Origin of the sequence: Coleofasciculus sp. H7-2 (genome assembly GCF_042747725.1) — a bacterium.
Classification (GTDB): Bacteria; Cyanobacteriota; Cyanobacteriia; order Cyanobacteriales; family FACHB-T130; genus FACHB-T130.
Genome location: NZ_JBHZGO010000037.1, coordinates 1 through 25,240, shown reverse-complemented (window position 1 = coordinate 25,240; position 25,240 = coordinate 1). Strand labels below are relative to the sequence as shown.

The following is a 25,240-nucleotide window of genomic DNA, read 5'->3' as shown; positions in this document are numbered from 1 at the left end:
ATCTATCAAAGCAAGGGGGCATGGCGGCGGGAGTTGTCTGTTTCATCGGGAGAAACCTCGACGTGAACTGTTTACTCTGCAAGCATTATACTTTCTTTTCCTTTTGATTTTCGTTTAAGTCCCGTTAATGATGTTATCGCTAATCCCCAATGCCTCTGGCTCCACAGGCTTAGGAATGTGCCGTTGAAATCCTGCCGCGATAGCGAAGCGCCGACCTGTCGGTTCGCTTGTTGGTAATCAATCTCAGCAGCATAGGCAGTCAGAGCGATAGCGAAGCGCTGACTTGTCAGTTCGCCGGAATCTCTCCCTCTTGCTCTAGTTTCAGACTCCTCACCTGTCGCATCAGCATATAGCCATCAATGTCTGGCATTCCAATATCGCTGATGATGACATTAGGCTTTGATTGGCTCAGTGTAGTTAGCGCTTCCACGGCTGAGGCTACGGAGGTCACGGTTGCGCCATATTGCTCCAACATGAAGCACAAAAACTCTCGCTTGCTTTGCATCATCATCCACCACGAGAATTTGTAAGCCAGACAAAGGTAAGGAGTGAAAAGTCAGAAGTGAGAAGTTGTCTTTTTCATCCGAGTGCCTTTCTCGATGATTCTGCAAACAGGGAAGTTTGCAAAGAGAAGGTTGCACCTTGTCCTTCACCCGGACTAGATACGCGAACGGTACCGCCGTGAAGTTCTACGAGATGGCGGACGATTGCCAGTCCTAGACCCAATCCCCCAAAGGTTCGGGTGGTGCTACCATCTGCCTGACGGAAATACTCAAAGACATAGGGTAAGAACTCAGGTGCAATCCCCTTACCTGTGTCGGTTACTCGAATTTGCGCCTGCGCTCCAACCTGCTCTAATGCGATAGCGAAGCGCCGACCTGTCGGTTCGCTACTTCCCAGCGGGAGTAAACTTAACCGCAAAGGCATCGGAGATTCACGCGCGACTTGCTGCAATCGATTGGCATCACCGGAAACCTGCCCTACGCCAGGTTCGAGGATTGTCTGAATCTGGATAGACTTGGCTTCGGCTGATAAACGCACCGTCAAGGGTTGCGGCTTCAATCGTCGATACCAAGAAGAGCGGGGTAGACGTTGAGACTCAGCTTACCCTGAAGGATGCGGGAGACATCGAGCAAATCTTCAATTAATTGGGTTTGTAACTTAGCGTTGCGCTCAATGGTTTCTAAGGCGCGATCTCTCGTAGCCGGATCGTCTGACTGGAACTGCTCACCATTTGCTGTTCGTAGGAGATGAAGGCAGCAATCCCAAAATCACCGATTTTGACTGTCGAGCGTTTCCAGGTTAACGAGAATGTTCTGCGGTTTAATGTTTTTGTGGACAATGCTATGGCTGTGAATTTGGGCGAACTGACAAGTCAGCGCTTCGCTATCGCGTTTGTGATTTGAATGGCAATTTTCAAAAACGGCATCGGTTCCCGAAAGTGGTCTAGAACCTGGTCGAGCGAACTGACAAGTCAGCGCTTCGCTATCGCCCGCCAAAATCCTCCAAAATCAGATAAGGGATGCCCTGATGCACTTCTAAGGCGTAGGCTTTAACCGCCCCTGGGGTATTCAACCGTTGGGCGAACTGACAAGTCAGCGCTTCGCTATCGCATACTCATGTCTGAGTTGCTCAATATTGTTGGGCGTACAGCGATCTGGACGTAGCCTTTTGACAATCGCTGGACACCGATCTTCGACTCTGATTCCACGGTATAGGACGGCTTTTCCCCCTTCTTTGAGCAAAGTGACAATCGTAAATCCGGGTAACTTCAAGGTCATGTCAACAGATCCTATAGCCGTGCTTCGTTAGAGTAGTCAGAGGTCAAGGGTGCTTCAAATTCATCTGCTAGATGTAACTAGAGTAGCAATCGCTTCAACCAGTTTTTCCGGTTCTCCAGGCTTGGGTTTATGCAGATGGAATCCTGCTGCGATAGCGAAGCGCCGACCTGTCGGTTCGCTTATCGGTTCATCTTACCGCCTGGAGAGTCTTCTGATGTTGGTGCTTATGCGATCGCTCAACTCTTTGATTGCTTAGGTAAGAAGGTGCAACTGGACTACCCCATTAGTAACAGTTGCACCACAACAACAACGGAATCAGCTAGAAGTAAAGTCTTGGACTCAGAAAATACCCGAAAAAGCGATCGCTGATATCTGCGTTCAGAAAATTTAGCTCTACTATCCCTTGCTTATTGACTACTTTTAGAGCAGACCCACCAGAAATCGGGAAATTTCTGGTGGGTCTGCATTGTTGCTTTCAACCAAATCAATCGCTGAGTTTGAATAAATTTGTGTTCTCATTACGAACACCCATTCTCGTTACTCTTCCCAATTAACAGATGTCGCTCTCAATTTGCCATCACCGACAATAGTGTGAACTTTGAAAGAGCCGCTTTGTCCTGCACTAAGCGTGGAGGGTTCCGCGTTGACAGAACTACTTTTAATCACCTTGCCATCGAAGCCAACAACGTTATAGCTGACCTCAATCGAGTGAACTGTTTTTTGGGTTTCATTGATGATGCGACCTGTCAAAATATCACCATCAGATGTTTGGTCTGCGATGATGACTTGAGGTTTCTGACCGCATAGTTGGGTGAGGTCTAAAGTTCTGCCATCCGATGTCTGTATATAGCAAAAGGGCATATCAATCTCGGAAGCTGACGCACCCGCCGCTTGGAAATTTGCCATCCATGAATTGCTAGAAGAGTGATGATTGACGAACAAGATTGAAGCAATCCAGAGGAAAATTGTTAGATGAAGTGATTTTTGCATGGTGACAATAGCCGGTAAAAACACTAGAGAAGTATTCATTTATTGATTGCGGAAACGCCAATCTTTTTAGCTCAAACCTTGCCCTACACTGAAATAAATTGAGAAGTTCAAACTTTCGCGTTTGGGAAGTGTGCGAAGCATACGGACTGATACCTAAATTAGCTAAAAAGGGCTGAAATACCCAACAATATTTCAGCCTGTTTCAACAGATTTGAGCTATGAACAGGAAATCGACCCGCAGATGCACCCACTTACTCAGCAACTGAGTAACTCGCAACTCCAGTACCCGGTGGTAGCGAGCAAACAACCTCATAAGATCCGTTAGGAGTTTGTGCTACAGGTCCTGTGAAGTTGAACATATGCTTCTTCGGGGTACCTGCAGCACCACCGCTAAGTGCGATTGTTAATTTCTGAAATTGGAAACTTAGAGAGTTTGGTTGGTTAGCCCGCAGCTCGCACTGTAGGGTTTTAGACTGAGCGTTATTGCTGAATACATGCACAAAAGCAAGCGGTCCTGTGCTGCCATTTTCAGTCCCTGAGGTAATGTCCCGAACAATAGGACAACGCAGGTTGATGGAGGTGGTACCTTGAACTAAAAACTGTCCAGCTACACGACTAAATTGCTGATTAGAAGCTGATGTCTCAGGCTGACACATACTTCCAGAGTAGACTTTATTATCTCCAGCAAATGCTGCGGTGGGAATGGCAGTGGACATTAGAGTGGCAGTAAATGCGATCGCTACTTTTGCAAGTTTCATGTTAGACATCATCGAATCTCCTTGGTATTTACGTTATTAATCAGTGAATTGCTTGCACTAAATACCAAGTTATTCAAAGCAGCGTTCGCAAAGCGTTCAATTAAATGTGATGATAAAATTGCTTTTTTGTGATTTAGATCACTCACAGTCGGGTTAAAGCGAAGATGCCTTATAGCAAAATTTTTGGCAGCGGTTATCCTTTTTCATTTATCCTTGGCAACTCACTAATTCTGTATAAATTTTCCTGGTATTGTGCAGCAAGAAACTGAAGAAACCTATTTTTTCCGGTCTTTTATAACCGTCTCCAGCAGTTTCCACGAGCCGCAATCCGTTATGAGAAACGAGCAGGCAACCACCTGGTGATGTTAGCTATCGCAGCTATTTTACGGTGGTTATAGTTTGCATAAATACCCTAGGGTAAGCGTTTGGGGACATCGAACGCTGCAAGAACGCTATCGGAACGCTTGCCTTGATAGCTTGTTCATATACCAAGAAACATTCACAGAGGATACCGAATAAATCCTGAAGGGAGACACACCGTTTGGGTTGAATACCTGCGAATACGCTCAGTTTTTCTTATATCTATTTCCCTTTGGGATGCTACATATCAGATCCCTCCAATCCCCCTTTTTAAAGGAGGCAACAGAAATTTAAGTTTTTGCGATCGCACTCTGGATAATACATTCAAACTCAATGTTTAAAATCATTACGAGGATTCTATGACAACACTTACTCTAGACCAAACAAAAGCAGAAGCGTTTGCCGGACGGATGCTTGACATTCTCAACAGTGGCGCGATCGCTGTGATGACTTCCATCGGTCACAGAACTGGGCTATTTGACACGATGGCTGAACTACCGCCTTCTACGAGCCAACAGATTGCAGACGCAGTGGGGTTGAATGAGCGGTACGTGCGTGAGTGGTTGGGAGCAATGGTTACTGGTGGGTTTGTAGAACACAATCCGGCTAAGAATACCTACTATTTGCCCCTAGAACACGCCGCTTTCTTAACGAGGGCTTCCAGTCCTGACAACATTGCTGCATTTTCCCAATATATTCCCTTGCTAGGAACAGTTGAGGATCAAATCATCGACTGTTTTTACAAGGGTGGTGGGGTTCCCTATTCTGCTTTCAAGCGTTTTCATGAAGTGATGGCAGAAGACAGCGGTCAAACTGTCGTTGCGGCGCTAAATAACCACATTCTGCCCTTAATTCCCAGACTGATTGAGGCACTTGAGGAGGGAATTAATGTGCTGGATGTGGGGTGTGGTAGCGGTCGTGCTATCACCAAAATGGCGAAGGAGTTTCCGAATAGTCGGTTTACAGGCTACGACTTCTCAGAAGAAGCGATCGCGATCGCTCAAACTGAAGTCCAACACCTCGGTCTCGCAAATATCCGCTTTCAAGTAAAAGATGCTGCCACTTTAGATGAGGTGGAGAAATATGATTTTATCGCTACCTTTGACGCAATTCACGACCAAGCTAAGCCCGATGTAGTGTTGCGAGGAATTGCCCAAGCACTGCGTCCCGATGGTGTTTATTTGATGCAGGATATTCGCGCCTCCAGCTATGTGGGTGGCAATCTGAATCATCCGATAGGGCCATTACTTTACACCATTTCTTGTATGCACTGCATGACTGTATCGCTTGCCGCAGGAGGCATGGGACTTGGTACCATGTGGGGTCAGGAGAAAGCATTGGAAATGCTGGAAGATGCAGGTTTCACTAGCGTGGAAATCAAGCAACTTGCTCATGATTTTCAGAACAATTACTACATTGTGCGGAAGAACTAAAACCATCTAATACCAGCCTTCAATTACTAAAACCATTGAAAGCTAGAGAACCCTATGTGCAAACTCTGTGCATTTGCTGGGCGTTACCAAAAACCGAGTAGCAGTGATTCGCTACTGCTGACTACGAAACAATTCTCTTCACTGGTTGTTTTAAATCAAGCCTCGCAACCAGTTCAAAAATTATCTACTGCAAAAGACAAGTAAAACGGAGAAAAAACCATGACAACATTACTAAACCGCATCGAATTAAAAGATTATGCAGCGATCGCGACTGCCCTATCCCAAGAATTAGCAGCGAGTGCTGTCGAGCGCGATAGCCAAGCCGGTGTCCCCCATGAAGAAGTTCGGCTGCTCCGGCAATCGGGGCTGTTACCTCTGGTTGTCCCGCGAGAGTATGGGGGCATTGGGGCAACTTGGGTGGAAGCTTTGAAGATTCTTCAAGAAATTGCTAAGGCTGATGGTTCCACAGGGCAGCTCTACTCAAATCAGCTCGTTTTATCAGTGGTGGCTCAGGCGAGCGGTACCCCTGCTCAAACCGAACGCTACTATCGAGCCACTGCCCAAAACCACTTGTTTTGGGGAAATGCATTTAACACGCGGGACACTCGCCTCAAAATTGAGCCAGAAGGCGAACTGACTCTTTCTGCGCTTCGCTATCGCTTCCGGGTAAATGGAATTAAGACCTTTGGCACCGGAGTGGCAGCAGCGGATATGCGTGTATTCGCAGCCGTGCAAGAGGGGGTTGATTATCCCATTGTCTTCATCCTTCCCAAGGATCGAGAAGGCATTGTCTACAACAACGACTGGGACAATATGGCTGGACTTACGCAAAGTTTATACATATAGCGTTTTTTCGGGTTCAATCCCCCTGTGGTTGCCCTCAGATGTGGTGATGTTGCGTAAGTCCTAATGGGACAACGCTGCACCGCTAGCGGCAGTTTCACATTCCACAACGTCCTGGTGAACCCGGATGAAATTCTCGGTCCGCCGCCGTCTCCAGAGGGTGCCTTTTCCACCTTCCTGTTCGTGGTGAATCAGTTGGCGAAAACCCATGTCTATCTAGGAATTGCCGAGGGTGCCTTGGAAGCGGCAAAGGATTACACAACCACGATGACTCGACCCTGGATTACCTCAGGCGTCGATCGGGCAGCGAAATATCCCTACATTTTGCAGCATTATGGTGAGCTATGGACTGCACTGAGGGCAGCGAACCGACAGGTCGGCGCTTCGCTATCGCCCTGTGCAGTCAGGCAGCGCCGCAGGTACAGAAGGCATGGGAAAAGGGACAGGCGCTCACTCATCAGGAACGGGGTGAAGTTGCGATCGCTGTTTATACGGCTAAAGCTTTTACCACTAAAGTTGGCTTGGATATCACCACCCGCATCTTTGAAGTCATGGGCGCTCGTTCCACTGCTGCGAAATACGGCTTCGACCGCTACTGGCGCGATCTGCGGACGTTTACCCTGCATGACCCAGTGGACTACAAGCTACGGGATATTGGCAATTGGGTTCTCAATCAGGAACTGCCAATAATAACGCAGTATTCGTGAGTGTAAGGCGATCGCTTTAGAGAAGTTTAAAAGCGATCGCCCCCACGTCTGGGAAACTGAAAGCGATCGCTTCTCCTAAAAATTCCTGACTCCAACCAATAATCCCTGTCAAAGGGAAAGGAAGGAAAAAGTGAAGGAGTAGAGACACAATGGGAGATCCTTATCTGTTGGCGGCAAGTTTGTTAACCGGAGGGCAAATGTCAGTCCCGCCCCCACCCGTATTGCCCCCAAACCAGCCAGACACCCTGTTAGCATTGTGGAATTCCAGTGATTCGAGTGCCTTTCAACCACTTGTGGCTCAGAAAATCGTCCCAACAATTGAAATCACCTCTCCTGAATTCAGCCAGCAGTTGAGTTCGCAGACTGAACCTTTCCAGGCGACTGACACACTAACCATTACCACAGCGACTTCACCAACAGCAGCTCCAGCGACAGAACTGGAACCCTCTCTACAAGCGATGCTGAAACCGGATACAGCAACGACAAAACCGGCATCTGGCAGTCAACTTTTTTACCAAAGATTAGCCGCCCTGAAAGCAGGTAAGATTTATACTCGTCTGCCTGCTGATAGTTTTCAGTCATACTGGGCGAACAAAGCAGGCACTAAGGCACTGTCTTTCCAAAAACCTAGCTATGAACAGTGGAAACGCCTACTGGCAAAGGAAGCTAGAGCAGTTGCTGAAGGTCAGGGTTCCAATCGTCTCTCCGTATTAGTGGGAGATTCTCTCTCATTGTGGTTTCCCCAAGAACGTCTTCCTGGGGGGAGTTTGTGGCTGAATCAGGGAATTTCTGGAGATAATTCCCGTGGCATCTTAAAAAGATTGTCTGCTTTTTCCCAAACTCGTCCCGATGTTATTTACGTTTTAGCTGGCATCAACGATTTGCGCCAAGGTGCAACGGATGAAACAATTCTCGATAATCTTCGCCAGATTGTTCGTCGCTTACGACAAGAGCATCCTAGCAGCTCAATCATCGTGCAATCCATTCTTCCCACCCGGATTAACACTATCCCAAATCGCCGAATTCGTAACCTCAACCAACAACTTGCTATCCTTGCTCAACAACAGGGTGCAGGCTATCTAGATATTCACTCTCGTTTTAGCGATGTCGAAGGAAATTTGCGTCTGGACTTAACGACGGATGGGCTGCATTTGAGCAGTCGGGGATATGAAGTTTGGCAATCGGCACTCCAACAGGCAGAATCGGTAATTGCGCTCAATCGGAATAATGTGCGTGCTTACAACTCGGTAAAGCGATCGCGCCTCCCTGAGGAATCTGGATTAAATTAAGTGGTAAAAAATTTACGTTTTGTAGGGGCATGGCAGTCAATACTTCTCGGATAAGCGACCATTTGAGATCAAGTAGGTTGGGTTGAGGAACGAAACCCAACGCTAATATTAGGTTTGTTGGGTTTCGTTACCTCAACCCAACCTACAATTTTTCCTAACCGAGAAGTATTGGCATGACACAGAAAAAGCCCCTACGCAGGGAATTGGAGGGCAATTCAATTCCTAAAAAAATCAGAGCGATAAAGCTCTGATTGTCAAACTAAGTTCAGTGGAGTTTCCAAAAATTGTTAGAAATAATGGCGCGGCTATCGGTTTATCAGCCAATCAATCAAAATCAGCCCAATTAGATGCCTTGACGAGAAACCAGCTTTTCAATATCCGCCTGAGTTTGGTGCAATAGCTGCTCGCGGCTATCAACAGCCTTGGTGAGAGTGGGAACAAGGTTGCGCGCTTGTAACGCCATGTGAAGCTGTAGATGCGCCACGTACTCACTAAAATCTTCACGAAATGAAGGAGTTGAGGATTGCTGTAAAGGCACGTTTATTGTGTTCTCCATCGTTATCTCTCAGCCGTTTGTCAACCTTAACGAAGTTATCACACCGTTCAGAGTCTCTTCTAACTTTGCAATGAAGTTTAATCGTTTTTGGGGAAATTGTTTAAGAAATGTAAATATTTTCCGGAACTATTTAAACTTCTTGGCATTTCCCCTGATGGGACTGAGTGGGAGACAGGGAAAGGTGAGGAGAGAATGTTCACTCATTCCCTTTTTCCCCATTCGCTCATTCCCAATTTCTATCCCCCAATTCCCAAGCGTCCCGCCAAGCCTGGAGTGAGAGGTAGGAGAGTTGCCACCGTTAAAAACAGAGCCAACAACCCTAAAGCAGCTCGCGCATCATCGGGTTCGGAAATCTCATTCAAGCTAGGGCGTTCCAGACCCCGCTGTAAGAACAGAATCACAATTGCCCAGTACAGCAGCAAAGGATTCGCCGGATTCACCAGAGAGATAATTCCCAGCAAAATTAACGTGGCGACGGTAGCGCGTCGAGCGATTTGGCGTCCGTAGATTGCCTGGACGATTCGACCTCCATCAAGCATTCCCGCTGGCATCAAGTTGAACGCTGTTACCACCAAACCAAGCCAACCGATAATCGTCAGCGGGTGGACATCAACCAGGGTTTGCTGGAGACTAGAACCGAGGACAACTCGTGCCAGAGTGCCCACCAAAATTGACCCCTGGAAGAACTCCGATGGCACCTTAAATAGACTGCCTTCGTGGGAAAGAATTAAGCCGACGATTAGCATCAATAGGGAGACAATACCACCGGCAGCAGGGCCAGCTAAAGCGATATCAAACAGCACTGTGCGATTGGGCAACAGCGATTCAAACCGAGTAATCGCCCCAAACGAGCCAATCTGCGCGGATGGGATGAAAAAAGGAAAACTCAGGCGAATGTTGTGACGACGAGCGAGGAACCAGTGACCGAGTTCGTGAGTCACTAAAATCACCCAGATTCCGGCACTGATGGGCAGAACTTCGCCCCATCGGCTTGGGTTGCTGAAGAAATCAAAGCCGAGGAAAATTCCCGCAGTCTCTAAGCTAGCGGCAATGGTAGCCACGACGAGGACACCTGCCAAGATGTTCTGAGGTAACGTTGCCGGTTGCGGATCGTTGCTGCTGGGGAGAACAATCACCACCGGCTTCTCTTCCGGATTTTCTACTAAAAATAGCCGGTAGCGATCGCCCAATCTCTCCTGCAAACTCACAGACAACCGGGAATGAACCACCGCAGGCTCTCCCCGCAGATTCCCCTTGAAGATGGCTCCTTCCTGATAAGGAATGCTTTCTGTGGCAAAGAAGGTATCAATGCCAAAAATTCCTTGGATGTTTTTCAAGTCTTCATCGGGAATGGGAACCACTTCTTGGGAGACGGGATTTGTCGCCTCTTTTGGCGTCGCCGCCGGTGTCTCTTTCCCATTTGCCTCAGAAGTCTCTTCTGTCGGGAGCGATTCTTGCATCATTTTCAAGACTCGCTCCCGCAGTATGGCATCCTCACCGGCTGCCCGCAGTTTATTTCCGATGAAGATGTACAACCCAGCGGAGGCTATCAACATAAACAAGATGCTCACCAGGTTGATATAAATCCCCGCTGCGAACAATCCAAAAAACAACAGCCAGGGAGACATCAACACCACTGACTGCAACCAAGCTAAGATGCCGAGTTTGCCGAATGGCTTGGCACGGTAGAAGCCCCAACCCAGGATGCCTAAAGCCACCAGCACAATTAAAACTGTCGCCGTAGTTTCCGATCCAGTAAACATTTTTGATGAGGAGCCGTAGCAGCTATAGCCAACCAGTCTACTGTATTTCAATTTCTGATAAGGATTCAAGGTTACTCTTGGCTCTCAGTCGGGAAATGATTTCAATTTCCGATCGGAATTCATCCAGTCATCTCCACACCCCCTTAAATCCAGCGCCACATTCGAGCGAGCCGCACTCAGCTTAAATTTCCTGAATGCCAAATAAATGCGGCTCTACCGAACTTGCTATGCAAAACTGTTAGAAACTAAATAGCATAAGTTTGATTTGGCAGGGGTTTGGGTTTTTGATAGTTTAATTTATTATGGAATTTCTGCCAAATCAGGCTCAGTGGTAATTTCAGCAATTTTTACCATGCTAGGTTCGGTAGAACCATAAATGCTCAATAAACTTGGTTGAGATTAACGCCAATATTTACCGAGTAGGAAGCCGATGCTATTTAAAAAGTTAGAAAATTGTCACCCAAATAAATACAACTGTAATACTATACAAGCCAAACTTACTGAAGACTTCTGTAAGTTTCTCTTATCAGAGCGCCCGTTTCAGCATCATAAACGCCTACAACTTGAACATTGTTAATCATGCCTACTTTAGGATGGTTGATGCCTTCTGGATAATAGGATTCAACAACCCAGACGAGACGGTCAGGTGATACCTGCGTAAAGTCCTTCACCTTCGTACCGGACGTTTGATGATACTCTCTAAATGTTTTGACTTCTACCTTTTGAAGTTTGCCTTTATTTTCTGCTATCTTATCTTTTTTGATCTTTTTGTTGATGTCGAATAACTTATCCTTTGGAGTCTCCTTGTTTGCTTTAAAAACGGCTTCTGGATTGCTATTCACTCTGGGAATAATTGGACCTGTTGGATCTGGATTCAGGTTAACTGCATCATCTGCTGTATATCCTTCAGGTTTTCCTTGAGGTTTTTCATTCATTACGGCATTAACACTCAAAACAAATAGGGGAATTGTCAGAAATGCTAAAACAACAATTATCTTTCTAAGACTCATAGCCAAATCTGTTTACCTTGTTATTACTTCTCTTTCTTTGTTACGTAAAGTTTTACTACCAAAGCTACGGCGATGCTTTGCTTGTAAATATTGAAGTAGGATAAACATCTCACACTGTTGTAATACCAGCACCTGAAGTTACATTCAATCCACCACTACCCCAAAATCTCCAAGCACCAGCATGATTATATTGAAAACTTCTTTCATTCCAATCTAATGATGCGGAATAGATTGTATTTGTTTCAAGTCCAACATCATGAAATTTTCCTGGACCAGGTGCATAATAGACAGTTCTCTTAACACCATTTATGTATAAAGCCCAATTGTCTTTGTTGATACCTTCTCGTTGCATGTGCCATTGATGAGTACTATTTCGTTCCGTGGAAGGACCAAAAATTCTCTCTTCAGCATAATAAGTGACGTTGCCGTTGCTATTCCTATCTCCCTCTGCCGCAAAATGACCGTAATGAGGTCCAGAATATCCTGTGCTCAATTCGTTAAGTACTCCATCTGTGAAGCCTAGTTCAACCCAGCCATTATTAACATCCTTATGTAGCCACATCTCATGATTTATAAACCTTGAATTGCTTCCAGGTACATAGTAGGCATTTATACTATTGATCGTTGCTTTGAAGAGGGCTCCTTCAAGGTCTGTTTTAGAGTTTTGAGCAATCCCATATTTACTAGGACTGCTTTGTAGGTGATTTGCTAAGACTGGGCTAGAAAGATAAACTACTACAGCAGCAGTTATTACAGTAATAGAGGGTAAACTTTTCTGGCTCTTCATTACTTGGTATGCTAAAAAGTTGATTCCAAAACTTGAAAGGCTTACCTAGCAAGGTATAACGATTTTGGACTGTATTTTCTATTTAATAAACGCTAAATTGGCTTAAATTCATGGCTAGTATAGCTTGTGGCGCTTCTTGACTATAAATTTAGCATACCAACTACGGAAGAGCCACTTTTCTTTAACATCATGAGCATCCAAGCGGTTAAATTTTGCTTTCTATTAGGTTATGAGCTTCCGGCATTATAGCTAAACACATCATCGAACCTAGCACACCATTTTTCAAAGCATGGCGGTATGGCGGAGGAAATGGTTTCTGTCATAGGGGTTCCTCAACGTGGGAGCTTTGCCTTATTTAAATTATAGACTTTTTGTTTGGGTTGTTTGTTTAAATCCCGTTAGGTCGTCCTATAGGTAAAATTTATTCAAATACAGTTATACCTGGATAAGTTTTATAGTATTACAGTTGTAGATAAGTTAGATTAGATAGGCTGGTTCATCGGTAGATACTACAGTTGTAGATAGTCTTGCCAAAGCTACCGAACGGTCTGTTGTTGCACTCCTTAAATGGATTAAAGAGGTTTGCAAAAAAACAATCATCGTGTCTCATTGGCAAGACGCTGATAAGTACAACTGTAGTACTTTAGTGCCACAAAATGACAAAACAGGCGATCGCGTCATCAAGCCGCAATTTGAGGCTGCTGAAAACTTCTCAGAAGGGCTGGCAGTCGTCACGATTAACAAGGCTGGCACCCGTAAAAATTGGCAATCAGTGGGGCTATATCCGCCGATAAAATCAGCCAAGATTGCCGTTCCCAAAAATAAACTCTGCATTATGCGATCGCACTCCAGCGACTCGCAATCGGCATTCGCCAGCCGGTGCCAAAAGCCCGATCGGTAATTTTCAGTCCAGGCGGTGCTTGTCGCCGCTTAAATTCGGCACGCGCCACTAACTGCATCACTTTATTGACAACGACTGGATCGTGACCAGCTTCGATAATTTGAGCGGTTGATTGATGTTCGTGAATTAATCGCTGCAAAATATCATCCAGAATGTCATAAGAGGGCAGAGAATCTTGATCGACTTGACCGGGTTTTAGTTCGGCACTTGGCGGTTTTGTGAGGATATTAGTCGGAATAATTTCACCGTTGCGATTCAGCCAATTGCACAGAGAATAAACGCGAGTTTTCGGCACATCAGCAATTACCGCTAATCCCCCATTCATATCGCCATAAAGCGTACAGTAACCGACCGCCATTTCTGACTTGTTCCCCGTAGAAAGGAGGAGATAGCCAAACTTGTTCGCGATCGCCATTAATAAATTGCCCCGAATTCGCGATTGAATATTCTCTTCCGCAAGTCCAAAAGGCGTTCCGGCAAACAGAGGTTCTAAAGTTTGGTCGTAACCCTGCATCAGCTGCCCAATCGGTAGAGTTTGAGTGGCAATAGCCAGATTTTCAGCTAATTTCAGCGCATCTTTGACAGAATGATCGGAACTGTAGGGCGAAGGCATGAGAACGCCGAATACATTTTCTGCCCCTAAGGCGGCGGATGCGATCGCTGCTACCAATGCCGAATCCACTCCACCACTCAAGCCAATTGTGACTTTGGAAAAGCCACACTTGCGGGCATAGTCTCGCACTCCCAACACCAGCGCTGCCCAAATTTCCTCCTCTTCACTTGCGGCAAGCGGTGCTACCCCGCCGTTGTCTCCGGTTACTAAGGGAGGGTTAGGGGGGATCAAATCTCGCTTTTCCTCATCAAATTCCAGCAACACCAAATCCGTCTCAAAGCGAAGGGCACGACACACCACTTCCCCGGCGTCATTCAAAGCGAAACTGCTACCATCAAAAATTAAGTCATCATTTCCCCCAACCTGATTGATATAAACGATCGGTTGGCGGTAACGGACAGTAGTATGACGCAACATCGCCTCTCGCAGGTGCTGCTTACCAACACTGTAGGGAGAAGCTGACAAATTCACCACCAAATCTACACCTAATTGAGCTAAGTCAGCAATCGGATTCACTGCATAGCTGCGCTTTCCCCAAAATTCCTCATCGTTCCACAAATCTTCGCAGATGGTGACGCCGATGCGGAGATTATCGAGAGTCAAAGAATTCGGCTGAAGTCCCGGTTCAAAGTATCGATATTCGTCGAAAACATCGTAGGTAGGCAACAGTCGCTTGTGAAAAATTTGCTGTATTTTGCCCTGTTCTAACCAGGCAATACTATTAAATAACGGTTTACCTCCGGCAACGTGCGCTTTGGGATTTGGCTCCACCGTGCCCACCAACACCGCTAAATTGGGTGGCAAATCCCCCGCCAGCTGCTGCAACACCACTGCCATAGACTCAACGAAACCGGGATTCAGCAGCAAATCTCGTGGTGGATAGCCGCACAAAGAGAGTTCTGGCGTCAGCAACAAACGGGCACCCTGCTGAGTTGCCTGTCTTGCCGCCTCTAGAATTTGTTGGGCATTGGTAGTGAGGTTGCCAATCGTGGGGTTGAGTTGAGCGATCGCAATTTTCATATTCAGTAATTACCTATGTGAGGGCATTTTGCGTCGTTCTGATTATTTAAACTAATTTTTCAATCGCAGTCATTAAGATTTAGATTGCCAATGTTTTAATTCTTCAGCCATAAAATAATTCACCAAATCTTGATATAGCTTTTCAATTACATCTGGATTTAAGCCTTGTTCTTCAGCCCAAAGGCGTCTTTGCTGCAACATCGACTGAACCCTTTCCGGGGCTTTTACACTGGTTTCGCTAGTTTTAAAGGTTGCCGCCGCTTTTACATATTCAAATCGTTTACCAAAAGCTGCAATAATTTGGCGGTCAATCCTATCAATCTCCTCACGAATTTCTTCGAGGTTTGAACAATCTTTAGGATCTTGCCTATTTGACCAATTATCTAGATTTTGCATCCTTTTCTTTCCTTTCAGCTCTTTTTAAACGCAAAAGATAACGCCGAGGCAGAGAAAAATCATCTTTTTTTAACTTAGCGAACCTTGGCGCGAACCTCTGCGTTAGCGAAGCGGCGCGACAGCGCTACCTTTGCGTTTAAATAAATACCAACGGTTTATCCTTAAATGGAGAAAACGCTTCAGCATCAAACCGATACAAACTCGCCGGACGCCCCGCCCCCCGCGATACTTTGACCTTGGTATCGTAAAGAAAACCCAGCTTCAAGAGTCGGGCGCGAAAATTGGAATAATCTGAGAAGTTTTCACCTAAAACGGTGGTATAAAGCTGATATAAGTCACTCAAAGTAAACAACTCCGGTAACACTTCAAAGGCGACTGGGCTATATTCCAATTTATTTCGCAGACGCCGATGACCATATTCTAAGATTTTATTGTGGTCAAAGGCTAATTGTGGCACTTGCTCCAAAGGATACCAGGCAATTCCACTAACTCCATCGGCAATTAATTCAGCTTCTTCAAATCGCACTAAAGCAAAATAGCTGACAGACAGATAACGAACTCCGTAGCTTTCTTCGCATTCCCTCGGATCTCGTCCAGGCCCGCCAAAAGTGTATAACTGCTCTAGGTACAGATTTTTTACGCGAATCTTTTCAGCCAAAATTCGATAGGCGGCATCTTCTAAAGATTCTCCTTGGCGCACTAAAGTACCGGGCAGACTCCACCGATCTGAAAAAGGTTCGTCCTGCCGCATTACTAACAAAACTAATAGTCGGTTTTGCGCCGTATCGACTGAGAAAATCACATTATCGACTCCGACTTTAAAATCCGCTAATGCCGGTTTTTTTACCGAATCACCTATCTTTTTTGAGCTGCGTCCTCGCATTCGTATAAACGTTCTCTATGAATATAGTCCTCAACGGTCGTCGTCAAGGCTTGTCTGTTGCCATTCTCACGATAAGCGGTGGAAGAAACCGCCGGTGGTTTGATGTCAGCGATCGCAATCTGCGCCCCTAGTTGCCTCAGCGCCTCCAAATCAGAGTCATCTATCGCATATCCTGGTCTAGGCACCACGAGCAGATGTACTTGCTGCAATAAATCTTCAACTCTATACCAACGCGGCATCTGGTTTACCAAATCCGAACCAATGACGACGGTAAAATCTGCTGACATCCCCCAGCATTGCCTAGCCTTCTGCACCGTCTCCAGAGTTCTAGGACTACTGAATTCCGGATACAGCCCGATATTATGGCAACTCGGATGAATTTCCTCAATCAGCAACCTTAGCATCGTTGAGCGATGTTCTAGCGGCGTTTGATGCGATTTAAACGGATTATTCGACGCCCAAACCGCCACCCAATCATAGTGTTGCGACAGCCACCTCAAAATCGCTTGATGCCCAGAAGTCGGCGGGTCAGCACTCGTACCAAACAAAGCAATTCTCATTATCTTCCTAATTCCTCTTCTTTCCTCTTCTTTCCTCTGCGTTCTCTGCGTCTTGGCGGTTCGTTCTCAAATCCCTTAATCGGGACGACGAGTTTTTTGCATCAACTCCAACAATGCAGCCGAAACCTCCACCGACGGAGACACAGGCGAATCCAATTGGCGAGTCTCCGCTGGTAAACTAGCCACCGAAATAGCAGTCCGTTCTCGAATTTCCGCTAAAGATTCTGGTAGAAACACCCGTTCGCCTTGCTTAAACATCGGCTGCAACAACGGCTGCTCAAACTGCGGACTTTCCGTCACCAATCCCAATCGATCTCCTTTCATCAAATTGCCCTCAAAGCAGCGAAAAATCTGCTTGCGACCAGGATAAGTTAACTTGCCACTCGACTGCTTCATCACGGGAATGCCATCAATTTCAACCAGTTTATACACTCCATTGACTGGGGTTCCCGTAACCAATCGAGTTCCCAATCCATAACCGTCAATGCAAGCACCCGCTGCTTGCAATCGGGCAATTTCCCACTCATCCAAATCGCCACTAGCAAAGATGGGAACATCCGGTAAAAGCGATCGCACTTGTTTGGATAACCCTACCAAATCACCAGAATCTAGCCGCACCCCAGACAATTGCATTTCTCCGGCATCGATCTTTTCTGCCAGCATTTGGGCAGCGGCAACTGTATCGTAGGTATCAATCAACAACGGCGCACCCGGAAAATATCGATGGAAGGCGGTAAAAGCCTCTCCCTCACTCCCAGCGGTTGCTGTCAGCGCCATTACCAAAGCATGAGCGATCGTCCCGCTGGGCTTTTGACCCAACTTGATCGCCGCCAGTACATTAGAAGTCGCGTCCAATCCAGCCGCCAATGCCGCCCTGGCTGCCCACAGAGACGCTTGGGGGCTAAAAGCGCGTCTGGTGCCAAATTCCAGCAACGTCGCTTCCTGTACGGCGACATCCCGAATCCGCGCCGCTCGCGTGGCAACTAAAGTTTGATAATTAATCGTATTTAGCAGGTAGGTTTCCACCAGTTGAGCTTGCCAAAGCGGAGCTTCCACCCGCAGCAGCGGCTCGTTGGCGAATACGGCGGTTCCCTCTGGAACTGCCCAAACATCGCCTGTGAAGCGAGCATCTGCCAATAGCGACCAAAATCGCTCCGGTGCCCGATCGAAAATTCCGGTCGCCTGCAAAGCCGCTATCTGGCTGGGACTGAAGCGGAATTTCTCCAGATAGTCCAGCGCCTGTTCCAACCCCATCGCAATCAAATAGCCAAAGCCAGCGGGTAGACGCCGCGCAAATAGCTCAAAGCTTGCCCGTGTTTGATCTAAACCTTCGCCGGTGTAGCAAGCTGCCATTGTCAGCTGATACAGGTCGGTCAAAAGGCTGTAATCTTCAGAAGCGATCGCCAGTTCCCGATCTTCTACCCTAACCGGCTCCTGAAGCAGGTTAGCAGGATACTTTACAAGTCTGTCCACGGAAGTTCTCATAGTCTTGCTGCCTAGCAAGAGTGGGTTCTCCAATTATAGTAATATCTACCATAATAGTGTCAAGGCATTTTGATGATTGCTTCAAAAACAGGGTGGCTGAAGATAGCTTTACTGCCATCTTCAGGTCATTCTTAGGTTATATACATTATTTTTAATAGTATTTTGACTCAAAAGCTACAGAAAATGGCAATTGATGTCAGAAGGATAGAGGAGAGGATGCGGCGGCGTTATCCATGAGTCATTAGCCATTAACCATCAGTTTTTAGGGTTAATTGTGCAAAATCTAAATAGATTTTAAAGTATGTAGAAATATTAAGTAAACTAACCGCAACTCAACTTTAAGCAAAGTATTGCAAACCTAATCAAACAAGTATTGCAAATTACCTCAAATTATCGAGCCGTATCCATAATAAAAGTATCAAAGACTAATATACATTTCATCGAAATCCCCAAAGGAATCTGGAGAGTAAAGATATGAGTCTTACCAGAATGTTTGAGAATATCATCCAATATTTTTCTGGCGCGATCGCCCGCATTTTTGGACCAAGTGACGATGAGTATCCTCTGACTGGCGTGCAGCCCTTTACAGGGGAATCTTTCAAAGAACATCCTGGAGAAGATTGGTAGTCAGCCTGAATACTTTTTTCTATATTGTTGGAGTCAAAAATAACAAATTTGGTGGGGAAAGAGCCTCTTTCCCCACCAAATTTTATGAGATAATTTTAAAAATTATTCTTGTGAGATGGCTAAAAAGTCCCGCCAGAACATCTTTTAATGTGTCAGTCACCTCAGACTGCTCTGTTGGATGGTTTAACATCCCTTTGGTGGCTGCAAAGCAGGGGAAACGACAAAAACCCTGTACCACTAACGCGCAACTGGCTTGGGGGAGCTAATATCCTGAGAATTGGGGATGAATGACCACTCGCCGCCCAGACGCCGTTCTCCTAAGTGGGGCAATTCGCAGGACAAACAGCAAAACGCCTGCTATGGTCGGGCGACATTCGGTGGATGAGGATAAATTCACTCACTGAATGTTACATAGTTCTATGGTGGCAGCGTTCTATAAAATTGTATAATTTTGATACAAAAGTTAGAAGTTATTTAAAGTTCTAAATAATCATTTGACGTAGCTGATGTTGTTCCTGGTTAAACTGCTTTTGTTCGGGGGTTAATACGTCATAATCGATGGGCGATCGCATATCCCACTGCACTTCTGCCAAAAGCAGTAAAGTCCCCGCCATCACTAAACCCGTGGTGAGAAATTGCCAAGCACCGACATAGGGTAATATCGCCATCCCCAACAGATGAACTAACCCATTGATCAGGAAAGTACGCGATCGCATTCCCACACCTGTAAAAAAGTAGCCAATGGTACTTAATCCTAGCCACAACTGACACAGGTTCATCAGCAGCAACCCCCAACCCAGAAAAAGAGCCAAGTCAGTTAGCACCACCCCGAATAACATCAGCACAACCCAGCTATAAAGCAGCCAGCGCAGGCGTTCTACTTTCACCCAAAAGTGAGTCAACACCACCATCCCCACCGTACCGATTAAGGTAAGTGCTGACCAAAACATCGCTTGCACATACCAGCTGACGGGTAGAAACTGAGCATTTATAAAAATTGCGGCTGTAATCCAACCCCAAACCATAAACGCCTGATCGATTCGAGAATAAAAGCTCGAAACCAGCGTTTTAGTTCCAACTTGCAAGTGAATACGTAAAAGCCCCTGACGATCCTGAAAATCAAGGGCTTCCTGTTTGCTACGGACAAGCGGTTCAGCAGGATTTAAAAAAGTCATTAACATCTATCTTTAGATATAAATTGAATAAAGCGGGAATATATCCCTAGGTAGGCTTCTTCAAATATCTTAACAGAAGTACAAAATTTGTAATCTGGGATTCCACTGATCTTGGTACCAAACCAACTTTTCGCTGGTTATTGAGGGTGTTAGCTGAGTAAAAGCAGCTGAGTCAAGAAAAAAGCGATCGCGGCACTGCCTACAGGAACCGTCAGATTGTCGATGCCGAACCATGAGAAAGCTTCTAAGACAGTAGCGAGGAAAGCCACTAAAAGCGGCACTACCCAAGTTTGCCAGATATTGCCCTGGACTCCTAAAAAAATCAAGCTACTCACCCCATAGCTAACCAGGAACATCGTCAGCGAGCCTTCCCAACTTTTGTGGATGCCCCAAAATTCATAGGGATGCTTACCAAATCGTTGACCAATCAGGGCAGCTAAGCCATCTCCCCAAGTCATCACCAAAATTCCCAGTGCTGCGTATTGGGGTTGGTTTAGAGGCCAGAACCAACCGATTAAAATGCCAATACTTAGGGCGTAGAAAAATGTCCCCAGACTCTTGCGCCCAACACTATTAATCCCTGGAAGGATCGGGAATTTGTATGACAAAAGAGCCACTGCACTCGCTAAAATCGAAGCCGTAATGCCCACCCAAGCGGGAAGGTTCAGCCACCAGGCAAGCAAAATCACATTGCCCGTGCCAATGTGAACCACCTTTCGCACCTTTTCCGGTTCGGTGGAAGTGTAGCGATGCAGCCCTTCTGCCAGTAACACAAGAATGCCCAGACAAGCCCCAACTAGCCCAATGTGGAGCCATAGATCCGGAATTGATTCTAACCACAACACGGATTTAAGCAAAGATTGAATTATAAAAAAAAGCTCTCCTTACCAATCTATTAGATTCAGGACACAGTAATGAAAATATTACTAATTTGGCTAATTCGGGGATACCGAGTTTTGATTTCTCCGCTATTTCCCCCAACCTGCCGGTTTCAGCCGACTTGTTCTAAGTATGCTTTGGAGGCAGTCGAGCGATTTGGCCCTTGGCGCGGCGGCTGGATGGCGATTGGGCGTATCTTGCGCTGCCATCCCTTCCACCCTGGCGGTTACGATCCGGTGCCACCAGCAGCGACTCCGACGGCAAAAGAAACCGAGTAAATTTAGGCGATCGCGTCTTGTTGGCTTTTCCACAATCATCCAGTCGGGTGAGTCAAGAGGAAGTGCAGCGAATGGGATTTCAGCCGGACACCGAACTCCCAGCCCGGTTTTGTCTTCGGTATTGGCGTTACGTGCTACCGCTGACTAAAACCCACAAACCATGCTAGCGATCCAGAAAATCACCCGATCGGGTGAGTCCAAAGGATGAGGTTTGCTGGCACCTCCTCTTTTACACTAAGTAGGAAACTTCTATTGCCCTTTGGGGAGTAAAAGCTTTATTTAGTGCGGCAGATTAACAGGATGACTCATCGAAAAACTGGTTTAACAGTTAGAGATTCAGAAACCGCTGACTGCTAAGAATTCATTGCGATTAGCGATTAGCCTTCACCAGAAACAGATAAAGCTGCGATCGCCCAAGTTTATAAAAAAACGGTTGAAAACACTTAATTTTTCTGGCTGGCGCGAACTGATAGCTACTGATTTTCCGGGTCATATCGTTAATATAAAAATTTTTGAGGGGTGAATATGTCTCTAATCCGCGACCTTGTACAACAGGCTCTGTCAACTGGTTATTTAACTATTGCAGCAGAAAATCAACTGCGGCAGCTTTTAAAAACTAAGTATGGTATGGAAGACTTCAACGCTTTCATGACCTTACAAACGGCTGCCATGTCTGGTCAGGTGAAGCAAGAATCGCGGGAATTGAGAGGTTTGCAGGAAACTTTCTGTAGAACGAATAAGCAATCTAAAACTCAATACGCAATTCGGTAATTTTTCACTTTTATCCATGCATAAAGGGCAAGTTCATGGCGGAAACCCAATGCTTAAAAATTCGGATTAAGCCAGGATTGACCATTCCTGTAATTGGTTGGCTCAAGAACTTGAACAATCAACTGGATGAAGTACGGGAATTACTGCGGAACGAGGGAATTCTTATAGAATCCATATTTCTCGAACGCAGCAAAGATGGAGACTTTTTGATTTTGTATCAAAAGGCAGAAGACTTGAGCAAAGCTAGTGAAGCATTCTATCACTCAAGCTCTCCACTCGCCTTGGCTACTCAGAAATTCATCAGCGAAACATGGGGAGACATCCAGCCACTAGAATTAGTCATCGACTTCGAGCGGATGACAGAAGTTTAGGCATTGAGAAAGTTAACTATCAATATTACGCTAGCTAGACCAATTTTTAGCCAATAGGGTGAGTCTGACAAAGCGGAATATGCAACTTTATCAGCAGATTGTAATTGTAGAGTGTGGTGAGCCGCTCACTGCCATTCCTTTGGAACAATTTGCGGTTGTCTCTCCCCATCCTTATGAAAAATTGGGTGCGACTTATGGCGATCGCTCACCTTATTATCTCCGTCAGGGTGTCCTCGAATGCCTGATTGCCGCCCAACACCAGTTGGCTGTCACGAATCCAGGTTGGCGGATCGATCTTTTTGATGCCTATCGACCCGTGGAAGTCCAGCAATTCATGGTAGATTACACCTTTGCTGAAGTGGTTCAGGCTCAAGGTTTAAACTTAGCTGAGTTAACAGCAGCTCAGCGTCAAGCGATTTGGGAGATAGTTTATCAATTTTGGGCACCCCCCAACCTCGATCCAGCAACGCCGCCGCCTCACAGTACGGGGGCTGCGGTGGATATCACCTTAGTAGACAAGACTGGCAAGACGATAGATATGGGGGGAGAAATTGATGAAATATCAGCGCGATCGCATCCCCATTATTATGCCAATAGCACCCAGGCAGTAGAACAGCAGTATCATTCCCATCGCCAGCTGTTAAATGATGTAATGCTCCAAGCTGGGTTTCGCCGTCATCCCAACGAGTGGTGGCACTTCTGCTTGGGCGATCAGATGTGGGCGTGGTTATGCAATCAAGAAAATCCCCATCATCCTGTAACTGCCCGTTACGGGAGAGTTGCTTGAGCAAGGATAAGGATATCTATCGCTATCTCAAATGCCTTAACATCTACAGGACTTACTCAACATCACCACATAGTAAGGGCAACCACAGGGGAATTGAACCCGAAAAAGCGCTATATGTATAAGCTTTGCGTAAGTCCCGATCTAGTTGTTGAGTGATAATTTAGCCTTTTTGTGCATTTCCTAGCAATTTAATCGGAATCTTCGCTGGGAATTTCTCTTTCCCTCTCTCCTTTGCTGCTCATCGCTGCTAGCAAAGAAGGAGCAACCGGACGTGGTATCAGGGAAGCTAGTCAGATATCCTAAATTAAGAATGGATAAAAAAACGATGACTACATCTAGGCGCGTATTCGTTTTAATATTTAATCCTCGGACTGACAACGAGGGGATTCACTCGATTCAGATTGGCGATCGCAACTGGATACTCATGTTTGAATCAGAAGACGATGCGACTCGCTATGCGATGCTGCTAGAAGCACAAGATTTTCTCAGTCCCAGTGTTGAAGCTATCGATGCAGAGGAAGTCGAGGGATTTTGCGAGGGTGCAGGTTATGAGTGCAAGTTAATTCCGGAGGGATTTGTTCCCGAAGGAGATGCAGAACGTCTTTTTCTGGTTCCGCCAGAAACTAACCTGGAGGAAACAGACTGGAAACCAGATGCTCCGCAACCGGATTTTGATCTAGACAGAATTCGTCGTCAATTAGAAGGACTGTTATGAAAGGATGAAGGAGGCTCGCGATCGCGTAGCCGATAGCGGCGCTTTCTTCGCAGGATGAACGATAAAAAAATGAAGGATCAAGGATGAAGAATCTGGAGGAGCGGGGACATCTTTTAACAGAACAGGTTAATCCCAATAGCCAGAATCTAGACCAGATGAGTTCTCTGGAATTGGTAGATTTGTTCAATCAGGAAGATGCTCAGACGCTAGCAGCGATCGCCATAGCGAGAACTCAGCTCGCTGAAGCCATCGATAAGACGGCTGAGGCGTTACGTCACGGGGGACGCCTGTTTTATGTGGGAGCTGGCACGAGCGGGCGTCTGGGCGTCTTGGATGCAGCAGAGTGTCCACCCACCTTTTGTACGCCGCCAGAACTGGTACAAGGGATTATAGCCGGGGGTGCGGGAGCGTTAATCCGCAGCTCAGAAGATTTGGAAGACAAACATGAAGACGGGGTATCTGCGATCGCAACTCGGCATATTACCCATCTCGATGTCGTTGTCGGAATCACCGCCGGAGGAACAACACCTTTTGTCCACGGTGCGATCCAAGCGGCGCGTCAGCGGGGTGCAACCACGATTTTGATTGCCTGTGTCCCAGCAGAACAAGTCACCATCGATGCAGATTTAGATATTCGCCTAATCGTGGGTCCGGAAGTGCTGGCAGGCTCGACGCGACTGAAATCCGGAACCGTCACCAAAATGGCTTTAAATATCCTCTCCACCGGCGTGATGGTGAAACTGGGCAAAGTCTACGGCAATCGCATGGTAGATGTCGCCGTTACCAATAAAAAATTGCACGATCGTGCCCTGCGAATGCTGCAAGACCTGACTGATTTAAATCGAGAAGACGCTGGATATTTATTAGAGCAAAGCGGGCGTTCTGTCAAGTTAGCATTGTTGATGCATTGGACGGGTTTGGAGAAGCAAGAAGGCGATCGCCTGCTTGCAGAACATCAAGGTAATCTCAGAGCTGCTGTTTCAAGCTACAACCACCCAAGCGACTCTCGCTAAATTTGAGATTTTGGAATTCCATCTAAAATATCAAATTCTTCCGACAGGACTTATACCAATTCACTATTTTGATGCCACATTTGCGATCCCCCCCACTCCCCTTTTTAAGGGGGGCAATAGACGTATTTGTGGCAAACATAAAGTGAAATGGTATTACGCAAAGCTTATAAATATAGCGTTTTTTCGGGTTCAATCCCCCTGTGGTTGCCCTTACTATGTGGTGATGTTACGTAAGTCCTGTCCGAGTTTCATCGGCTGATATCGCCTAATCGCCGATTTTAGGCAATTTTTGATGTTTAATTTCACCACTGCGACTGTGCTGCCAATAACGCCTCAGCTGTCTGGAGCATCTACTGGCTTAGCGGGACTTGAACTTTGTTCAAGCCCAAACAAGCCCTAAATGGGCTAGGTGTAAGGCAAATACGTCAGTATTCTCCTGAAGCCAACGGACAAACCGATAGGATATAGCTGTTCTAAAAGCTGACAAAG

The 25,240-nt window shown here is 46.3% G+C and carries 32 protein-coding genes; 13 read left to right on the top strand and 19 right to left on the bottom strand.

Features of this window, described 5'->3' with window-relative positions; genetic code table 11:
* Positions 1-286: 286 nt before the first annotated feature.
* The 4 genes from ACFW2W_RS09550 to ACFW2W_RS09535 all read right to left on the bottom strand — a co-directional run bounded on the left by ACFW2W_RS09550 (position 287) and on the right by ACFW2W_RS09535 (position 1,781).
* Complete coding sequence (locus tag ACFW2W_RS09550; protein WP_378176593.1) at positions 287-511, bottom strand: response regulator; 225 nt, start codon at positions 509-511, stop codon at positions 287-289.
* Between the two features lie 68 nt (positions 512-579).
* Positions 580-1,062 (bottom strand): sensor histidine kinase, encoded by a 483-nt coding sequence (locus tag ACFW2W_RS09545; protein WP_378176590.1) that lies wholly within the window; start codon positions 1,060-1,062, stop codon positions 580-582.
* Between the two features lie 209 nt (positions 1,063-1,271).
* Positions 1,272-1,499, bottom strand: a complete 228-nt coding sequence (locus tag ACFW2W_RS09540) for a hypothetical protein (protein ID WP_378176587.1) — start codon at positions 1,497-1,499, stop codon at positions 1,272-1,274.
* 96 nt (positions 1,500-1,595) lie between these two features.
* Positions 1,596-1,781, bottom strand: a complete 186-nt coding sequence (locus tag ACFW2W_RS09535) for a hypothetical protein (protein ID WP_378176584.1) — start codon at positions 1,779-1,781, stop codon at positions 1,596-1,598.
* Positions 1,782-1,910: 129 nt separating this feature from the next.
* On the opposite strand from ACFW2W_RS09535, the gene ACFW2W_RS09530 reads away from it, so the two are divergent.
* Positions 1,911-2,150, top strand: coding sequence for a hypothetical protein (locus tag ACFW2W_RS09530; RefSeq protein WP_378176582.1), 240 nt, complete (start codon positions 1,911-1,913; stop codon positions 2,148-2,150).
* Positions 2,151-2,318: 168 nt separating this feature from the next.
* Here the strand turns inward: ACFW2W_RS09530 and ACFW2W_RS09525 are convergent, their stop codons facing one another.
* Positions 2,319-2,810: an FxLYD domain-containing protein gene (locus ACFW2W_RS09525; RefSeq protein ID WP_378176579.1), complete on the bottom strand. Its 492-nt coding sequence runs from the start codon at positions 2,808-2,810 to the stop codon at positions 2,319-2,321.
* A gap of 212 nt (positions 2,811-3,022) precedes the next feature.
* Positions 3,023-3,529, bottom strand: a complete 507-nt coding sequence (locus ACFW2W_RS09520) for a hypothetical protein (RefSeq protein WP_378176576.1) — start codon at positions 3,527-3,529, stop codon at positions 3,023-3,025.
* A gap of 719 nt (positions 3,530-4,248) precedes the next feature.
* On the opposite strand from ACFW2W_RS09520, the gene ACFW2W_RS09515 reads away from it, so the two are divergent.
* Both ACFW2W_RS09515 and ACFW2W_RS09510 read left to right on the top strand, forming a co-directional pair.
* Entirely contained in the window at positions 4,249-5,322 is a 1,074-nt protein-coding gene (locus ACFW2W_RS09515) for a methyltransferase domain-containing protein (protein WP_378176573.1), read from the top strand.
* A gap of 219 nt (positions 5,323-5,541) precedes the next feature.
* Positions 5,542-6,168: an acyl-CoA dehydrogenase family protein gene (locus tag ACFW2W_RS09510; protein WP_378176570.1), complete on the top strand. Its 627-nt coding sequence runs from the start codon at positions 5,542-5,544 to the stop codon at positions 6,166-6,168.
* Between the two features lie 60 nt (positions 6,169-6,228).
* On the opposite strand, the gene ACFW2W_RS09505 is transcribed toward ACFW2W_RS09510, so the two are convergent.
* Positions 6,229-6,375 carry a hypothetical protein gene (locus ACFW2W_RS09505; protein ID WP_378176567.1) on the bottom strand — a complete coding sequence of 49 codons (147 nt, stop codon included), beginning with the start codon at positions 6,373-6,375 and terminating at the stop codon, positions 6,229-6,231.
* Positions 6,376-6,509: 134 nt separating this feature from the next.
* Between ACFW2W_RS09505 and ACFW2W_RS09500 the strand changes: the two genes are divergently transcribed.
* Positions 6,510-6,872: an acyl-CoA dehydrogenase family protein gene (locus ACFW2W_RS09500; RefSeq protein WP_378176564.1), complete on the top strand. Its 363-nt coding sequence runs from the start codon at positions 6,510-6,512 to the stop codon at positions 6,870-6,872.
* A gap of 16 nt (positions 6,873-6,888) precedes the next feature.
* Here ACFW2W_RS09500 and ACFW2W_RS09495 read toward each other — a convergent pair whose 3' ends face one another.
* The gene (locus ACFW2W_RS09495; RefSeq protein ID WP_378176561.1) at positions 6,889-7,020 is read right to left on the bottom strand and encodes a hypothetical protein; all 132 of its coding nucleotides are present in this window, start codon (positions 7,018-7,020) and stop codon (positions 6,889-6,891) included.
* Between the two features lies 1 nt (position 7,021).
* On the opposite strand from ACFW2W_RS09495, the gene ACFW2W_RS09490 reads away from it, so the two are divergent.
* Positions 7,022-8,161: a GDSL-type esterase/lipase family protein gene (locus ACFW2W_RS09490; RefSeq protein WP_378176559.1), complete on the top strand. Its 1,140-nt coding sequence runs from the start codon at positions 7,022-7,024 to the stop codon at positions 8,159-8,161.
* A 343-nt stretch (positions 8,162-8,504) separates the two neighbouring features.
* Here the strand turns inward: ACFW2W_RS09490 and ACFW2W_RS09485 are convergent, their stop codons facing one another.
* The 4 genes from ACFW2W_RS09485 to ACFW2W_RS09470 form a co-directional block, all read right to left on the bottom strand.
* Positions 8,505-8,717 carry a hypothetical protein gene (locus ACFW2W_RS09485; protein WP_378176556.1) on the bottom strand — a complete coding sequence of 71 codons (213 nt, stop codon included), beginning with the start codon at positions 8,715-8,717 and terminating at the stop codon, positions 8,505-8,507.
* Between the two features lie 236 nt (positions 8,718-8,953).
* Positions 8,954-10,480, bottom strand: coding sequence for a site-2 protease family protein (locus tag ACFW2W_RS09480; protein WP_378176602.1), 1,527 nt, complete (start codon positions 10,478-10,480; stop codon positions 8,954-8,956).
* Positions 10,481-10,977: 497 nt separating this feature from the next.
* Positions 10,978-11,496 (bottom strand): hypothetical protein, encoded by a 519-nt coding sequence (locus ACFW2W_RS09475; RefSeq protein ID WP_378176553.1) that lies wholly within the window; start codon positions 11,494-11,496, stop codon positions 10,978-10,980.
* A gap of 103 nt (positions 11,497-11,599) precedes the next feature.
* A complete protein-coding gene (locus tag ACFW2W_RS09470; RefSeq protein ID WP_378176550.1) occupies positions 11,600-12,277 on the bottom strand; it encodes a hypothetical protein in 678 nt (225 codons plus the stop codon).
* Between the two features lie 601 nt (positions 12,278-12,878).
* On the opposite strand from ACFW2W_RS09470, the gene ACFW2W_RS09465 reads away from it, so the two are divergent.
* Positions 12,879-13,178: a WG repeat-containing protein gene (locus ACFW2W_RS09465; RefSeq protein ID WP_378176547.1), complete on the top strand. Its 300-nt coding sequence runs from the start codon at positions 12,879-12,881 to the stop codon at positions 13,176-13,178.
* Here ACFW2W_RS09465 and ACFW2W_RS09460 read toward each other — a convergent pair.
* From ACFW2W_RS09460 to ACFW2W_RS09440, 5 genes are all read right to left on the bottom strand, one after another.
* A complete protein-coding gene (locus ACFW2W_RS09460) occupies positions 13,111-14,811 on the bottom strand; it encodes an NAD+ synthase (RefSeq protein ID WP_378176544.1) in 1,701 nt (566 codons plus the stop codon). The genes ACFW2W_RS09465 and ACFW2W_RS09460 overlap by 68 nt on opposite strands.
* A gap of 72 nt (positions 14,812-14,883) precedes the next feature.
* The gene (locus ACFW2W_RS09455) at positions 14,884-15,207 is read right to left on the bottom strand and encodes an isochorismate lyase (protein WP_378176541.1); all 324 of its coding nucleotides are present in this window, start codon (positions 15,205-15,207) and stop codon (positions 14,884-14,886) included.
* A 136-nt stretch (positions 15,208-15,343) separates the two neighbouring features.
* Entirely contained in the window at positions 15,344-16,090 is a 747-nt protein-coding gene (locus tag ACFW2W_RS09450; RefSeq protein ID WP_378176538.1) for an NUDIX domain-containing protein, read from the bottom strand.
* Positions 16,063-16,650, bottom strand: a complete 588-nt coding sequence (locus ACFW2W_RS09445) for a nicotinate-nucleotide adenylyltransferase (protein ID WP_378176535.1) — start codon at positions 16,648-16,650, stop codon at positions 16,063-16,065. The genes ACFW2W_RS09450 and ACFW2W_RS09445 overlap by 28 nt, the downstream gene beginning before the upstream one ends.
* A 75-nt stretch (positions 16,651-16,725) precedes the next feature.
* Positions 16,726-18,093 (bottom strand): nicotinate phosphoribosyltransferase, encoded by a 1,368-nt coding sequence (locus ACFW2W_RS09440; protein WP_378176599.1) that lies wholly within the window; start codon positions 18,091-18,093, stop codon positions 16,726-16,728.
* Positions 18,094-18,609: 516 nt separating this feature from the next.
* Between ACFW2W_RS09440 and ACFW2W_RS09435 the strand changes: the two genes are divergently transcribed.
* Positions 18,610-18,762, top strand: a complete 153-nt coding sequence (locus tag ACFW2W_RS09435; RefSeq protein WP_378176532.1) for a hypothetical protein — start codon at positions 18,610-18,612, stop codon at positions 18,760-18,762.
* 482 nt (positions 18,763-19,244) lie between these two features.
* On the opposite strand, the gene ACFW2W_RS09430 is transcribed toward ACFW2W_RS09435, so the two are convergent.
* Positions 19,245-19,937 carry a hypothetical protein gene (locus tag ACFW2W_RS09430; protein WP_378176529.1) on the bottom strand — a complete coding sequence of 231 codons (693 nt, stop codon included), beginning with the start codon at positions 19,935-19,937 and terminating at the stop codon, positions 19,245-19,247.
* Between the two features lie 149 nt (positions 19,938-20,086).
* Entirely contained in the window at positions 20,087-20,782 is a 696-nt protein-coding gene (locus ACFW2W_RS09425; protein ID WP_378176526.1) for a diacylglycerol/polyprenol kinase family protein, read from the bottom strand.
* Positions 20,783-20,851: 69 nt separating this feature from the next.
* Between ACFW2W_RS09425 and yidD the strand changes: the two genes are divergently transcribed.
* The 6 genes from yidD (at position 20,852) to murQ (ending at position 24,751) form a co-directional block, all read left to right on the top strand.
* On the top strand, positions 20,852-21,094 hold the full coding sequence (gene yidD / locus ACFW2W_RS09420) for a membrane protein insertion efficiency factor YidD (RefSeq protein ID WP_378176523.1): 243 nt from the start codon (positions 20,852-20,854) through the stop codon (positions 21,092-21,094).
* Positions 21,095-21,619: 525 nt separating this feature from the next.
* Complete coding sequence (locus ACFW2W_RS09415) at positions 21,620-21,865, top strand: hypothetical protein (protein WP_378176520.1); 246 nt, start codon at positions 21,620-21,622, stop codon at positions 21,863-21,865.
* Between the two features lie 35 nt (positions 21,866-21,900).
* Positions 21,901-22,236, top strand: a complete 336-nt coding sequence (locus tag ACFW2W_RS09410; protein ID WP_378176517.1) for a DUF6176 family protein — start codon at positions 21,901-21,903, stop codon at positions 22,234-22,236.
* A 79-nt stretch (positions 22,237-22,315) separates the two neighbouring features.
* A complete protein-coding gene (locus ACFW2W_RS09405; RefSeq protein ID WP_378176596.1) occupies positions 22,316-23,023 on the top strand; it encodes a M15 family metallopeptidase in 708 nt (235 codons plus the stop codon).
* A gap of 325 nt (positions 23,024-23,348) precedes the next feature.
* A complete protein-coding gene (locus ACFW2W_RS09400) occupies positions 23,349-23,738 on the top strand; it encodes a DUF3110 domain-containing protein (protein ID WP_378176514.1) in 390 nt (129 codons plus the stop codon).
* Positions 23,739-23,821: 83 nt separating this feature from the next.
* On the top strand, positions 23,822-24,751 hold the full coding sequence (gene murQ, locus ACFW2W_RS09395) for an N-acetylmuramic acid 6-phosphate etherase (protein WP_378176511.1): 930 nt from the start codon (positions 23,822-23,824) through the stop codon (positions 24,749-24,751).
* The last annotated feature ends 489 nt before the right edge of the window (positions 24,752-25,240 follow it).

Excerpts from the sequence above, each read along its gene's own strand:
- ACFW2W_RS09550 (WP_378176593.1), bottom strand. The coding sequence starts at position 511 with ATGATGATGCAAAGCAAGCGAGAGTTTTTGTGCTTCATGTTGGAGCAA.
- ACFW2W_RS09535 (WP_378176584.1), bottom strand. The coding sequence starts at position 1,781 with ATGACCTTGAAGTTACCCGGATTTACGATTGTCACTTTGCTCAAAGAA.
- ACFW2W_RS09530 (WP_378176582.1), top strand. The coding sequence starts at position 1,911 with ATGCAGATGGAATCCTGCTGCGATAGCGAAGCGCCGACCTGTCGGTTC.
- ACFW2W_RS09525 (WP_378176579.1), bottom strand. The coding sequence starts at position 2,810 with ATGAATACTTCTCTAGTGTTTTTACCGGCTATTGTCACCATGCAAAAA.
- ACFW2W_RS09520 (WP_378176576.1), bottom strand. The coding sequence starts at position 3,529 with ATGAAACTTGCAAAAGTAGCGATCGCATTTACTGCCACTCTAATGTCC.
- ACFW2W_RS09515 (WP_378176573.1), top strand. The coding sequence starts at position 4,249 with ATGACAACACTTACTCTAGACCAAACAAAAGCAGAAGCGTTTGCCGGA.
- ACFW2W_RS09510 (WP_378176570.1), top strand. The coding sequence starts at position 5,542 with ATGACAACATTACTAAACCGCATCGAATTAAAAGATTATGCAGCGATC.
- ACFW2W_RS09505 (WP_378176567.1), bottom strand. The coding sequence starts at position 6,375 with ATGGGTTTTCGCCAACTGATTCACCACGAACAGGAAGGTGGAAAAGGC.
- ACFW2W_RS09500 (WP_378176564.1), top strand. The coding sequence starts at position 6,510 with ATGGACTGCACTGAGGGCAGCGAACCGACAGGTCGGCGCTTCGCTATC.
- ACFW2W_RS09490 (WP_378176559.1), top strand. The coding sequence starts at position 7,022 with ATGGGAGATCCTTATCTGTTGGCGGCAAGTTTGTTAACCGGAGGGCAA.
- ACFW2W_RS09485 (WP_378176556.1), bottom strand. The coding sequence starts at position 8,717 with ATGGAGAACACAATAAACGTGCCTTTACAGCAATCCTCAACTCCTTCA.
- ACFW2W_RS09480 (WP_378176602.1), bottom strand. The coding sequence starts at position 10,480 with ATGTTTACTGGATCGGAAACTACGGCGACAGTTTTAATTGTGCTGGTG.
- ACFW2W_RS09470 (WP_378176550.1), bottom strand. The coding sequence starts at position 12,277 with ATGAAGAGCCAGAAAAGTTTACCCTCTATTACTGTAATAACTGCTGCT.
- ACFW2W_RS09460 (WP_378176544.1), bottom strand. The coding sequence starts at position 14,811 with ATGAAAATTGCGATCGCTCAACTCAACCCCACGATTGGCAACCTCACT.
- ACFW2W_RS09455 (WP_378176541.1), bottom strand. The coding sequence starts at position 15,207 with ATGCAAAATCTAGATAATTGGTCAAATAGGCAAGATCCTAAAGATTGT.
- ACFW2W_RS09450 (WP_378176538.1), bottom strand. The coding sequence starts at position 16,090 with ATGCGAGGACGCAGCTCAAAAAAGATAGGTGATTCGGTAAAAAAACCG.
- ACFW2W_RS09445 (WP_378176535.1), bottom strand. The coding sequence starts at position 16,650 with ATGAGAATTGCTTTGTTTGGTACGAGTGCTGACCCGCCGACTTCTGGG.
- ACFW2W_RS09435 (WP_378176532.1), top strand. The coding sequence starts at position 18,610 with ATGAGTCTTACCAGAATGTTTGAGAATATCATCCAATATTTTTCTGGC.
- ACFW2W_RS09430 (WP_378176529.1), bottom strand. The coding sequence starts at position 19,937 with ATGACTTTTTTAAATCCTGCTGAACCGCTTGTCCGTAGCAAACAGGAA.
- yidD (WP_378176523.1), top strand. The coding sequence starts at position 20,852 with ATGAAAATATTACTAATTTGGCTAATTCGGGGATACCGAGTTTTGATT.
- ACFW2W_RS09415 (WP_378176520.1), top strand. The coding sequence starts at position 21,620 with ATGTCTCTAATCCGCGACCTTGTACAACAGGCTCTGTCAACTGGTTAT.
- ACFW2W_RS09410 (WP_378176517.1), top strand. The coding sequence starts at position 21,901 with ATGGCGGAAACCCAATGCTTAAAAATTCGGATTAAGCCAGGATTGACC.
- ACFW2W_RS09405 (WP_378176596.1), top strand. The coding sequence starts at position 22,316 with ATGCAACTTTATCAGCAGATTGTAATTGTAGAGTGTGGTGAGCCGCTC.
- ACFW2W_RS09400 (WP_378176514.1), top strand. The coding sequence starts at position 23,349 with ATGACTACATCTAGGCGCGTATTCGTTTTAATATTTAATCCTCGGACT.
- murQ (WP_378176511.1), top strand. The coding sequence starts at position 23,822 with ATGAAGAATCTGGAGGAGCGGGGACATCTTTTAACAGAACAGGTTAAT.